This is a genomic window from Streptomyces cynarae, from assembly GCF_025642135.1.
Classification (GTDB): domain Bacteria; phylum Actinomycetota; class Actinomycetes; order Streptomycetales; family Streptomycetaceae; genus Streptomyces; species Streptomyces cynarae.
In genome coordinates this window covers 8,570,912-8,583,375 of the sequence record NZ_CP106793.1, presented here as the reverse complement: position 1 = coordinate 8,583,375, position 12,464 = coordinate 8,570,912, and the positions used below count along the sequence as shown (strand labels likewise).

At 69.5% G+C, this 12,464-nt stretch carries 10 protein-coding genes; 4 read left to right on the top strand and 6 right to left on the bottom strand.

Features of this window, described 5'->3' with window-relative positions; translation table 11 throughout:
- Positions 1 to 118: 118 nt before the first annotated feature.
- Positions 119 to 775, bottom strand: coding sequence for a TetR/AcrR family transcriptional regulator (locus N8I84_RS38755; RefSeq protein ID WP_263235024.1), 657 nt, complete (start codon positions 773 to 775; stop codon positions 119 to 121).
- 140 nt (positions 776 to 915) lie between these two features.
- On the opposite strand from N8I84_RS38755, the gene N8I84_RS38750 reads away from it, so the two are divergent.
- Both N8I84_RS38750 and N8I84_RS38745 read left to right on the top strand, forming a co-directional pair.
- Positions 916 to 1,755 carry a patatin-like phospholipase family protein gene (locus N8I84_RS38750; RefSeq protein ID WP_263234220.1) on the top strand — a complete coding sequence of 280 codons (840 nt, stop codon included), beginning with the start codon at positions 916 to 918 and terminating at the stop codon, positions 1,753 to 1,755.
- Positions 1,756 to 2,757: 1,002 nt separating this feature from the next.
- Positions 2,758 to 6,855 (top strand): discoidin domain-containing protein, encoded by a 4,098-nt coding sequence (locus tag N8I84_RS38745; RefSeq protein WP_263234219.1) that lies wholly within the window; start codon positions 2,758 to 2,760, stop codon positions 6,853 to 6,855.
- A gap of 150 nt (positions 6,856 to 7,005) precedes the next feature.
- Here the strand turns inward: N8I84_RS38745 and N8I84_RS38740 are convergent, their stop codons facing one another.
- Positions 7,006 to 7,938, bottom strand: coding sequence for a 2-dehydropantoate 2-reductase (locus tag N8I84_RS38740; protein ID WP_263234218.1), 933 nt, complete (start codon positions 7,936 to 7,938; stop codon positions 7,006 to 7,008).
- 67 nt (positions 7,939 to 8,005) lie between these two features.
- A complete protein-coding gene (locus tag N8I84_RS38735) occupies positions 8,006 to 8,239 on the bottom strand; it encodes a hypothetical protein (protein WP_263234217.1) in 234 nt (77 codons plus the stop codon).
- A gap of 112 nt (positions 8,240 to 8,351) precedes the next feature.
- Here N8I84_RS38735 and N8I84_RS38730 point away from each other — a divergent pair, with 112 nt between their 5' ends.
- Positions 8,352 to 8,984 (top strand): CGNR zinc finger domain-containing protein, encoded by a 633-nt coding sequence (locus N8I84_RS38730; protein ID WP_263234216.1) that lies wholly within the window; start codon positions 8,352 to 8,354, stop codon positions 8,982 to 8,984.
- Between the two features lie 253 nt (positions 8,985 to 9,237).
- Here N8I84_RS38730 and N8I84_RS38725 read toward each other — a convergent pair whose 3' ends face one another.
- On the bottom strand, positions 9,238 to 9,549 hold the full coding sequence (locus N8I84_RS38725; protein WP_263234215.1) for a hypothetical protein: 312 nt from the start codon (positions 9,547 to 9,549) through the stop codon (positions 9,238 to 9,240).
- Positions 9,546 to 10,358 carry a phytanoyl-CoA dioxygenase family protein gene (locus N8I84_RS38720; protein ID WP_263234214.1) on the bottom strand — a complete coding sequence of 271 codons (813 nt, stop codon included), beginning with the start codon at positions 10,356 to 10,358 and terminating at the stop codon, positions 9,546 to 9,548. Before N8I84_RS38720 ends, N8I84_RS38725 begins: the two co-directional genes overlap by 4 nt.
- Before the next feature lie 70 nt (positions 10,359 to 10,428).
- On the opposite strand from N8I84_RS38720, the gene N8I84_RS38715 reads away from it, so the two are divergent.
- The gene (locus N8I84_RS38715; RefSeq protein ID WP_263234213.1) at positions 10,429 to 11,199 is read left to right on the top strand and encodes an AraC family transcriptional regulator; all 771 of its coding nucleotides are present in this window, start codon (positions 10,429 to 10,431) and stop codon (positions 11,197 to 11,199) included.
- Between the two features lie 35 nt (positions 11,200 to 11,234).
- Here the strand turns inward: N8I84_RS38715 and N8I84_RS38710 are convergent, their stop codons facing one another.
- On the bottom strand, positions 11,235 to 12,392 hold the full coding sequence (locus N8I84_RS38710) for a low temperature requirement protein A (RefSeq protein ID WP_263235023.1): 1,158 nt from the start codon (positions 12,390 to 12,392) through the stop codon (positions 11,235 to 11,237).
- Positions 12,393 to 12,464 lie beyond the last annotated feature (72 nt).

Genomic DNA, 12,464 nt, shown 5'->3' with positions numbered 1-12,464 from the left:
TTGCGACCGGTGCACCGGTGCCGTGCGGCATCGGTGCACCGCCGGGTCGGGCCGACGCCTCGGGCCGACGTGTCGCCTTCGGGCCTCATTCCGCTGCTGTCGACACGCCGACGGGTCTTCAACGCCGTCTGTGCGGGCCCAGATTGAGCAGCACCGTGCCGAGCTGGGCGGAGGTGAGCGCCGACGCGGGCAGAGGGGGTGCGGCCGGGTGCGCGCGAAGCCCGTCGAGGAGCAGGGCGAGTGGGCGGAGCCAGGCATCCGGAGCGACCGTGGTGAGCGCGGGAACAGCCCGGCCCAGTGCTGCCAGGGCGAAGAGCAGGTCCTCGGTGGTGAGGTCCGGACGGATGGTGCTCTGCTCCTGACCGCGCCGGAGCAGCTCTTCGATGGTCCCGCGGTTGTGGGCGTGGATCGCCTCCAGGGAAGTGACGCCTTCCAGGTTGGTGGTCATGAGGTCGTTGGTGCCGCGGTCTGCGGCCAGGCCCGTGAACACGGTTCGTAGATACTCGGTGAGTCCCATCCATGCGTCTTCGGCCGCTCGCGCCCGCTCGCCGGCCGCCATGGTCTCGGTGAGCGCATCCTGGAAGACCTCATCGACCAGCGCGGCACGGGTAGGGAAATGGCGGTAGAGGGTGGCGTTGCCCACGCCCGCCCGCCGGGCGATTTCATCGAGCGGGGCGTCCAAGCCCTGTTCGGCGAAGACTTCGCGGGCTTTGTCCATCAGCAGCTTCCGGTTGCGCAGCGCATCGCGGCGCCCCACCGACGAACGGTCGCCCATCATCTCTTCCTCTCCTCACCCCGTACCGGGGAGCTCTCCCCGGTACGGATGTTATCGTCGACCGACGCAACCGGGGAGAGCTCCCCGCTTCGTCTCCTGCGGACGTGGTGTCCGCGGTCGTTCACGTGGGAGGGGGAGACGTGTCCGACACCGCACTCGTGCTCGGAGGCGGCGGGCCGGTGGGCGGGGCCTGGCTGACCGGGGTGCTCGCCGGGCTCACTGAGGCGGGGATCGATCTCACCGGCGCCGACGTCGTGATCGGCACGTCCGCCGGTGCCGTCTTCGGATCCCGGCTCCTTTCCGGTGTCCCGGCTGCGGATTTGTACGAGCGCCAGCTCTCCGGAGCAGACGCGGTCCGTCTGCCCGTGACAGCGCGCCAGACGGTGCGCTTCCTCTGGGCGGCGCTGGGCTCCCGCGATCCCCAGCGGTCCATCGAACGCCTCGCCCGGGCAGCGCTGCGCGCCCCGACCGGCCCGGAGTCGGACGTCTTCGATACAGTCGGCGCGCTCCTGGGCGACGTGCGCGACTGGCCCGAGCGGGAACTCCGGATCGCCGCGGTCGACGCCCGGAGCGGACAGACCGAGGTGTTCGACTCGGACTCCGGAGTGACACTCCTCGAGGCGGTGGCGGCGAGCTGTGCCGTGCCCGTCGTATGGCCGCCGGTCACCGTAGCGGGCCGACGCTGGATGGACGGCGGCAGTCGCTCGACCGCCAACCTCCAGCTCGCGCGCGGGTACCGCCGGGTGCTGGCGGTCGTGCCGGTCCCCCGCGCGGTTGGGCCACATCCGAGCGCCGCACAGCAGGCCGCGGAACTGTCCGACAACGGGGCGCGCGTCTTCCTGCTGTCCCCGGACCGTGCCGCGCGCCGCATCATGGGCCGCAACCTGACGGACAACACACGCCGATCGGCTGCCGCCCGCGCGGGCTACGCTCAGGCGCGTGCACTGTCCCCTTCGGTGACCGACCTCTGGCAGGGGTGACGTGAGGTCGGAGTGGGCGTCGTCAATTTCTTCTCGGCCGCGTGAAAGTCGAGCTCGTGCCGCATGAGGCTCCGCCCTTCGCTTCCGTGCGCCCGAGCGCGCTCGTGGGGGTGAGCACCGACACTGCCTGGTCACCGTACGTACACCCGAGAATACGCAGCGGTGCCGCCCTTCTTGCCGCAACATAGACGGTCATAAAAACTGTGAAAACAGACACAATCGGGCAGAAAACGGTATAAGCTGGGCATCGCGTAGGAAACACGCGCACCCACCGCCGACAGCTCGAGGCCAGGAGAGCCGCATGACCCACGGAGCGAACGCCGCTCCTGACACGAACCCCCGCGCAGACGCCGCTTCCGCCCTCGGCTGCGAAGTGTGCAACGGCTGGGGCAGTGTGATCACCCGGGGCCGGCACGAACTGTGCTCCACCTGCCAGCCCCACGCCGACCGAGAGGACGACGGCCCCAGCTCCGCACCCCATGCCCCATAAGACGCCGATCACCCCGGAAGATGCGTTGCAGGCCGTTCGCCGCCAGTCGCATCTGCAACTGCCCGGCGGAGTCGAGGCAGGCGTCGGCTCCGCCTCGTCGCGGTCCAGCGGCATCTGCGCCTGCGCCTGGCGGGCAGCGTCGTAAGGTTGGCGGCCATAAGCCGCATGACGGCCGCGGCACGCAGAGTCGCAGATCTCTGCCTGCCGTCCCCACAGAGGTGAGTTCCCGGCGAGGGCACTCTTCACAGTCGGTCTGTGCCCGATTCCGGCGCAGGACGTCCCGGGCCGCCCGGACGGACCGGGCCCCGCCGCCCGCACGGTTCCCTCATTCGCTATGGCCACGGTCCACCGGAACCTGGCGGCAGACGGCGGAAGCGGTCACATACCGATCCCCGTCCCAGGGGTTGACAGGGGGCGCCGCGCAACCCAGCCTTTGGCAACGTTGTCATTCCTGCTGCGGCGGGCGCGGAGTCGCTCCGGCCTGCACCGCTTTTTGATGGGACGTCACGCTCATGACAGATCAGTCGGATCCGTCGCGCCATCCGTCGCGACGGGCCATCGTCACCACGGGTACCAGCCTGCTGGCCGGATTCGGCCTCAGCTCCGTGCTCCCAGTGGCGACTGCCGTTGCCGCACCCGACAGCGCGCCGGTCAACTCCGCCGCCACCCCCGGTGAGCTGGCGCTCTACCGGCCGGTCTCGGTCTCTTCGTCTGCCTACGCCGCCACCCCCGGCTCCTTCGTGGTCGACCGCCTCTCCTCCCCCGGTGTCCGGGGCAGCGGCTGGCGTGCCGAGGGCGGCGATCCGCAGTGGATAGCCGTCGACCTGCAGGGGATCTGCGAAGTCGCGCAGGTCCGCCTGACCTTCGAGGCGGACGCCTCCGATCCGGTGTACACGCCGCCCACCACCGGCAATGTGCACAGCGGCACCACTGGCAAGGAGATCCAGTCGAGCTTCTCCCTGGTCTTCCTGGTCGAGACGTCCGTGGACCACAAGTCCTGGACCACGGTGTACAGCACCACGGCGGGAACCGGTGGCGTCGTCGACATCCAGCTTCCCCGCCCGGTGTCCGCGCGATGGGTGCGCATGACCTCTCAGAAGCGCTCCAGTCCGCTGCCCCTCGGCCTCAACGGCTTCGAGGTGTACGGCACCGCCGACGGCCACCGCCCCTCGGTCACCGGTTGGACCGACTGGGACACCCGACACGGCGAGGCACCCGAGCTCACGGTCGCCGACGACGGGACCGTGCCCGTGGAGTCGGGCTGGCGGCTCACCATGGACGACTGGGCCGGCGCAGACGGCGCCGGTCTGTCGAAGACGTCCGTCGACACCAGCACCTGGCTGCCCGCGACCGTTCCCGGCACGGTGCTGGGCTCACTCGTGGAGCAGGGCAAGCTGCCCGACCCGGTGGCGGGCTTGAACAACATGCGCATCCCGGAGGCGTTGTCGCGCCACTCCTGGTGGTACAAGCGGGACTTCGAGCTGCCGCGCGGCCTGCGCACCGGCGTCGGCCGGCACCTCTGGCTTGAGTTCGACGGGGTCAACCACAAGGCCGACGTGTGGCTCAACGGCAAACAGGTGGGCGACCTGACGTACCCGTTCGCCCGTGCCGCTTTCGACGTCACCCGGCAGCTCACCGAGAGCGGCGAGAACGCGCTCGCGGTGAAGATCACGCCGATGCCGGTCCCCGGCAGCCCCGGTGACAAGGGTCCGCTGGGCGAGTCCTGGGTGGACGCCGGCGCGCAGCAGATGAACCTCAACTCCCCCACGTACCTGGCGTCCTCGGGCTGGGACTGGATGCCGGCTGTGCGTGACCGCGCGGCGGGCATCTGGAACCACGTCCGGCTGAGATCGACCGGGCACGTCGTCATCGGCGACGCGCGCGTGGACACCGTGCTGCCCGCGCTGCCGGATGTGTCGGTGGCCGAGCTGACCATCGTCGTTCCTGTCCGCAACGCGGACACCGCCGACCACCAGGCGACGGTCACGGCTGCCTTCGACGAGGTGCGGACGTCGAAGACCGTCACCGTGAAGGCAGGCGAGAGCTTGGACGTCGTCTTCACCCCGGACGCCTTCCGGCAGTTGAGGGTGCGCGATCCCCGACTGTGGTGGCCGAACGGTCTGGGCGAGGCCGACCTGCACGACCTCACGTTCGCCGCCTCGGTGGGCGGCCAGGAGAGCGACCGGCGCACCACCCGCTTCGGCATCAGGCAGTTCGGCTACGAGTACGACGTGCCGCTCGCGTTCACCGCGTCCGGCGATGCCTACATGCAGACCGTGACCTTCGACCGGCAGCAGGCCCGGCACGTCCGCATCAGGTGTCTGACCCGCGCCACGTCCTGGGGCTGCTCGCTGTGGACCCTGTCCGTAGGGGACAGCACCCGGCCGGGCACCGACCTCGCGCTGCACGCCCACGCCGACGCGTCCAGCACCGATCAGGACAGCAACGGCGCGGCCAATGCCACCGACGGTGACTCCGGCACCCGCTGGTCCTCCGTCTACGAGGACGACCAGTGGATCAGTGTCGACCTCGGCTCCGTCCAGTCCTTCGACCGGGTCGACCTCACCTGGGAGCAGGCGTACGCGAAAACCTTCATCATCCAGGTCTCCCCGAACGGCTCGGACTGGACCGACGTGAAGTCGGTGGACAACGGGGCGGTACCGCTGCCGTTCAACAACGGCAACGCCAGCCTCCAGGTCGAGGACTTCGACCGGCGGACCGCACGCTACGTCCGTCTCAACTGTGGTCTGCGTAACACGAGTTGGGGCAACTCTCTGTGGTCGCTCTCTGTCGTCGACCACAGTGAACCCGGCACCGACCTCGCCCTCCACCAGAAGGCCACCGCCTCCACGGAGGAGTCCGACCACCCGGCGTCGCACGCCACCGACGGGGACCCGAACACCCGCTGGTCCTCCGCCTACGAGGACCACCAGTGGATACAGGTGGACCTCGGCTCCTCGCGGGCGTTCGACCGCGTCGCCGTCGTCTGGGAGACCGCATACCCGAAGTCGTACACGATCCAGGTGTCCGACGACGGCGAGCAGTGGACCGATGTCAAGTCCGTGTCGAACACGCCGGACCCGCTGAAGATCAGCGTCAACGGCGTGCGCGTGCTGGCTCGCGGGGGCAACTGGGGCTGGGACGAACTGCTGCGCCGGATGCCGGCGGAGCGCATGGACGCGGCCGTGCGTATGCACCGCGACATGAACTTCACCATGATCCGCAACTGGGTCGGCAGCAGCGACCGGGAGGAGTTCTTCGCCGCCTGCGACCGGCACGGCATCCTGGTGTGGAACGACTTCCCCAACGCGTGGGGCATGGACCCGCCGGACCACGAGGCGTTCAACTCGCTCGCCCGCGACACCGTACTGCGCTACCGCATCCACCCCTGCGTGGTGGTCTGGTGCGGCGCGAACGAGGGCAACCCACCGGCCGCCATCGACAAGGGGATGCGCGAGGCGGTGGAGCAGCAGGTGCCCGGCGTGCTCTACCAGAACAACTCGGCGGGCGGCATCATCACGGGCGGCGGCCCCTACGGCTGGGTGGAGCCGGAGAAGTACTTCGACCCGATGACGTACGGCAGCCGCGACTTCGGCTTCCACACCGAGATCGGCATGCCCGTCGTCTCGACCGCGGCGAGCACCCGCAACATGACGGGCGACGAGCCGGAGTGGCCGATACGGGGCGCGTGGTACTACCACGACTGGAGCGAGCACGGGAACCAGGCGCCGCAGAACTACAAGGCGGCCATCGCGGCCCGCCTGGGCGAGTCCGGCGACCTGGACGACTTCGCGCGCAAGGCGCAGTTCGTCAACTACGAGAACACGCGCGCCATGTTCGAGGCGTGGAACGCCAACCTGTGGGACAACGCCTCCGGTCTGATGCTGTGGATGTCCCACCCGGCCTGGCACAGTACGGTCTGGCAGACGTACGACTACGACTTCGACGTCAACGGCACCTACTTCGGCGCCCGTTCGGCCTGTGAGCCGCTGCATGTGCAGGCCGATCCGGTGAAGTGGCAGGTCATCGCGGTGAATCACACGTCGGCCGACCTGCGCGGCGCCACCGTCGCCGCCCGACTCCACGACCTGTCCGGCCGGGAACTCGGCAAGAGCAGGACGGCCCGGGTGGACGTGGAACGGGCCGCCACCGCTGAGGTGTTCACCGCCGGGTGGACCGATGACCTTCCGGACCTGCACCTGCTGCGGCTGACCCTGGAGGATTCCCGGGGCAGAGAGCTGTCAAGGAACACCTACTGGCGCTACCGCGAGGCCGCCGCGCTGCGGTCTCTGAACAAGGTGAAGCAGGTGAGGCTGACCGGCGCGATCACCGGGGTGTCGGCCGAGAAGCCCTCCGGTGACCGCCAGGAGCTGACGGCGGTGATCCGCAACCAGGGCTCGGCGGTGGCCGCCATGGTCCGGCTCTCGCTGCTGGAGGACCCGCACGGCCGCCGTGTGCTGCCGACGCTGTACAGCGACAACTACCTGTGGCTGCTGCCCGGCGAGTCCCGGACGGTCCGCCTGTCCTGGCCGACGGCAGCCTGCTCGTCACGGCACCCGGTGCTGACGGCGGAGGCGTACAACAGCCCGGTCGCGACGCTGCGCGGCTGAGCCACTCCGTTCCCCCGGCCCCCAGCCCCCGCCTGGGCCCGGGGGCACGAAGTCATCTGCCGGGCGGCGGCTGCTCCATCGTCCGACCATGGCGCGTCAGTGGTTGACCAGACCCAGTGGGCGCCGGAGCGACTGCTCGAGCAGTGCGGGTCAGCGGTCCGGATCGGGTCGTCCCAGTTCGTAGGGGGCCAGGACGTCAGCGATCGTCTGGTTGCGCGGTGTGGCGATCCCGAACTCGCGGCCCAGGGTGACGACACTGCCACTGAGCCAGGGCAGTTCCAGACGGTTCCCCTGCATCAGGTCGTTGTGCATCGAGGACGTCATCGCGGCCGGCAGGGTGTCACAGAACGCCAGCCGCTCGTCGGCGAACTTCGGATCGAGACTCACCCCGGCGGCACGGCCGACCTGCACGGCCTCCGCCATCACATCGCGCAGGAGTTCCCGGCAGTGAACGTCGGAGCGGACCACCCCTATGGGCTGACGTACGGCGGTGGTCGTCGCCGAGAGCCCCACCAGGAAGACGAATTTTTCCCAGATGACCCGTTCGATGTCCGAGCTGAGTTCTGCCTCGATGCCGGCGGAGACGCACGCGTCGAGGAAGTCGCGGGCGCGAGGGGTGTCCATGTCGTCGTAGGGGCCGAACACCACCTTTTGCATGGCGCCGCGGTGGGAGACGATGCCCGGCTCCTCGATGACTGCGGAGATGTAGCAGGCGCCGCCCCACACGGCCCGCGTCGGCAGGTGCCGGCGCAGTACTGCGTCTTTGCGGACTCCGTTCTGCAGGGAGATGACGCGGGTCCCTTCGTCCACGACATCGCCCAGCTGGGCCGCGACGTCCTCGGTGTCCCACAGTTTCACGGCGACGAGGACCACATCGGCGGGTTCCAGTTCCGCGATGGTGGCAACCACCGATGCCGCCGGGACCTTGAGGTCGCCGAGCGGGCTGCGTACCAGTAGTCCGCGTTCCCGTATGGCCTCCAGATGGCGGCCCCGGGCGACGAAGGTGACTTCGTGGCCCGCTGCGGCAAGCCGGGCGCCGAAGTAGCCTCCGACACCGCCTGCCCCCACTACGGCTATGCGCATGACGTGTTCCTTTCCGCTACGGGACATGACGTGAATCGGGCTGGGGTCCCGCCCCCGGCAGGAGCGCTCACTGCTCGCCGACTGGGGCGGCCGCGCCTCTTGTCGCCGACCTGCCGCGGGTTTCCGGAGCGCGTACCAGGGCTGTGGCCGGGATCAGCGCGGCGACGACACCGGCTGCGCAGAGGAAGAGGAGTGCGTGCGGCAGCCTGCCCTGCACGGCGGTCGCCAGGGACCGGGCCCACGGATGCCAGGTGCCGCGGGCAGTCGGAGTCTGCTGCCGCGCGAAGGCCATGGTCACCATGGACTCCGAGACCGCTCCCCCGCGCGGTGGACCAGAGAGAGCAGGGAGCAGGGCGACGCGCATCCACGACTCCACCCGTCTTAGTAACCTTTTACAGGGTTACTATAGCCGCATGGTCGAAGGAGCACAGGACGGCCGACGCACTCGGGTCACGGCACAACTCCGCGAACTCCGCTTCGACGCCGGATCCCTGTCGTTGAACCTCATCGCCACGGTCGGGCGCCGCCCGGTCACGCCGGTCGAACGGATGGGTGACATTGACCGGCTCAGGGCCTGGTGCGACGGGGTAGGGCTCGCCGTTCACCCCGGCGAAGACCTGGCGGGGCTGCTCGCGGCCCTCCACGAACTGCGGGCCTGCGCATACGACGTCACGGTCGGGTACCTCCACCGCCAAGCCCCCCGGGAGGAGTCGGTGCGGCTCCTGAACCAACTGGCCCAGGTGCACCCGCCGGCCCCTCAGCTCCAGGCGGACGCCTATGGCCTTACCGCCGCAGCGAGCAGTCCCGGGCTGTCGACTCCCGCGCTGCTCTCGCTGATCGCCCGCGACCTGATCACGCTGCTCTCGGATCCGATACGACGACAGAGGCTGCGCGAGTGCGACTCTCAGATCTGCAGGATGCTCTATCTCGACGCCGAGCAGGGAAGGCCCCGGAAATGGTGCTCGATGCAGCGCTGCGGCAACAGCACCAAGGCGGCCAGGCACCGCCGCCACCGCGAGAAGGCCGCTGACCTCCCTGTGCCCTGACCGGCCGTCGCGATTGCCCGGCAGAGTTCGACCAGCGGTCCGTGGAGCCTGACCGGACCCCGGCCCACAGGGACCTTTCGACCGCGCCGGCCGCGCAGCAGCCGGCTGATCGGTGCCGCGGTCACGCCCGGGTGACCGCGGCACCGATTCGGGTACGGCCGTACGGAACGCGCCCCTGCGCGCGACCACGGCCTGCCTCGGTGTCTGCCGGGAACCGCGGCGCACCCGGTCGTCATGGCACGAAACGCGGCGGCTACCGGGAGGACTCCGTACGCGCGGTCCCGTCTCCCGCGTCCACCTCCACGAGCTTCTCGAAGAAGAACTCATGCTTGAGAAACGACACGTCGTACTCGTGTCCCGGATAGGGCGGGATCAACTGGGCGGCCTGGAACAGCCTCCAGCCGTCCTCCAGGGCATGCACTCCCGACTTGTACGGCGGTTCGTCGCCGTCCCCGGTCGTCGGCGAGGTGCGTGCAGTGCCGTCGTACCGTGACCAGCCCACGGTCTCGGAATCCAGAGCGGAGGTGGCCAGGTAGAGCACCAGGACCTGCTGACGCGTGCTCACGCGACCTCCTTCTGCGGGCGGTTGGCGACCCGGGTCACCCAGTGCTCCAGGTCGAAGGAGTCGTCCCCGGTGAGTGCGCGCCACAGCAGGACGCGGTTGTAGATCTCCAGGCGTGCGGTGGCGTGCTCGTACCAGGGGAAGTGGGCGCTGAGGTTCTCGGCGACACGTGGGTCGTGCAGATCGGAGGTGTCCCACAGGCGCCGCTGCCGCACCGTCGGATTGAAACGGATCTTGAACATGTAGCGTTCCACGTCGCTGTCGTTGCGCCGCCCACCGTGCCAGAGCCCGTGGTGCAAAAACACCACAGTGCCGGCCGGACACACGAGCCTGGATTGACCGCGCAGGTTCTGGTAACGGCCGGTGTCCGACTCGTTCGTCCGCCGCAGATGACTGCCGGGCACACTGAGGGTGCCGCCCATGTCGGGCGTCACGTCCTGCGGGTAGTACATCAACTGGACGTCGAAGGCGTCCGTGCGCACATCGATGATCGCGTCTCCGTGGAGCGGCTGAGCCTGCCCCTCGTGGGGGTAGCGCACGTGCACGGCGTGGTGGTCCACGCTCGGCCCCGGGCCGACGAGAGAGTACAACGCGCCTGCTACCGCGGGAAGTTCGATCAGGCGCCGGACGAACGACCCGTCCGGGTAGGCGTCCTGAACGCTGCTGCCGTAGGGCACACCGGGGACGCCGTTGCGCAGGACCTCGATCCCCTCCTCGTTCATGTCCGGGGGTACGACGGCGTCGAGGCGCAACGAGCCGTGTGCGACGAAGCCGGCCATCTCGACCGAGCTCAGCAATGGGATGTCTGCCATGCGGCCACCGTAGGCGGCAAACGCCGCTCGGCGCGTGGGTGCGGTTCACCACTACTGGTAGCTTTTCATCATGTTCGAGACGGAGCTCCAGCTCGGTGAACCGCCCCTCGTGGCGAACGCCGGCGTCGGCGTCCATGGTGTCGTGAGCCGTACCGACGTCTTCCGGCTCCCTGAGCTGTGGCAGCTGCACCTTTACCGGTACGACGCCGAACTCGACGTCGACGGCACCCCGCACGTGATCCGGCCCGGCCGCGTGAGTCTCGTACCGCCCGGCGTCACGGTCCGCTACCGCTACCAGGGCCGTTCCGAGCATCTTTACGCACATCTGCGCATCGTGGCCGCCGGACCTTCCCGCACCGTGCCCGTCGTCCAGGACGCCGGCCCCGAACTCCCCGTCCTGGACTCGCTGTTGCAGAAGGCGGTCACCGCCCTGCCCCGCGATCCGCAGCGCACCAGAGCCGAGATCTGGACCGCGCTGTGGCGCATCGCCCACCTGGCTCCGACCGCCGAGCGGCCCGGTCCGCACCCGGCGGTCAGCACGGCCATCGCCTACATCGAGTCACACCTGGCCACGCCGCTCACCGTGCCGGATGTCGCACGGGCCGCGGGGGTCTCGCACAACCACCTGACACGGCTGTTCCGCGCCGCGATCGGCGACACGGTCGTCGGCTACATCCGCAGCCGGAGACTCGACCGCGCCCACCACCTGCTGCGCGCTTCGACTCTCTCCATCTCCGCGGTCGCCGCCTCCGTCGGCATCCCCGACCTCCAAGCGTTCAACAAGGCGTGCCGACGCGAGTTCGGAGCCTCACCGCGTGCCCTACGAGGATTCGACGCCTGACGCTTCCTCCGGCACCCGCGCCACTCCCAGCAAGCTCAGGGAATGGCTGCGGCATCTGATGCCGGGGTGATGCGGTGGTGCTGGATCAAGGAGACGGCCACGCTGAGTGCCGCGACGAATCCGGCGAGCAGCACCGCCCATGAGCCCGCGAACGTGCAGGCCAGGATCGCGACCGCGGTCAGCGGCAGGACAGCCTGCTGCCGCAGTGACGGCTTGACGTGGCGAGCGTGCAGGAGCCAGGTGAAGAAGACGAATCCGGCCGTCGGAACGGTGACCGAGGCGGCGGCGCTCGTGGCGCCGACGTGGGCCTGGCCGACCACCTGCTCGATCGCCACTTCGAGCCCGGCGCCGATGGCGGCGGCCGTGGAGAAGACCAGGTAGTGCCCGTATCCCCACAGGAATGCACGTCTGCCCGTCCGCAGGTGCTCGTGGATGGGCACGACGAAGTAGATCCAGTAGGCGGCGAACACGATCAGCAGGCCCCCCGCGGCCATCGGAAGCAGCTGCGTCGAACCGCTTCTGTCCAGAGCCCTCTGCACGGCCACCGTCGCGGCGGCGACCGTCTCGCCCAGGACGATCAGGGTGAACAGTCCGTAGCGCTCGGCGATGTGGTGGGGATGCCAGGGAGTGGGCCTGTGACGTTCGGCCACCACGGGCACGGCGAGTTCCGCGGCCGCGAGGACGACGAACACCCAGACCTTCACGTCCGTGTGCGGCAGGAACCCGAACGCCACCCAGCCGATCTGCACCACGACGACACCGACGGCGTACCGCAGAGCGGTGATTCGGGCGTCGCCCCGCTCACTGCGGGCCGCTCTGACCCACTGAGTCGTCAGGGCCAGCCGCATCACCACGTAGCCGACCACGACGATGGAGTAGTCCGTGCGGTCGAAGGCGCGCGGCACCCCGGCAGCCAGGATGAGGACGCCCGCGATCTGCACCAACGTGGTGAGCCGATAGGGCACGTCGTCCGTGTCGTACGCGGAGGCGAACCAGGTGAAGTTCATCCAGGCCCACCAGACGGCAAAGAAGATCATGGCGTAGCCGGCCACACCCTGCCCGGCATGGCCCGCCGCCACGGCGTGCACCAGCCTGGCACCGGCCTGCGCGACGGCCACCACGAAACAGAGATCGAACAACAGCTCCAGCGGTGTCGCGACGCGGTGCACTTCCGCCGGGTCCCGCCGGACCATCGTCCGCAGCCAGGGCCCGACCGGAACCCTGCCGCCCGACGGGCCGCCGGCGCGCTCACTCACCGCCCGTGC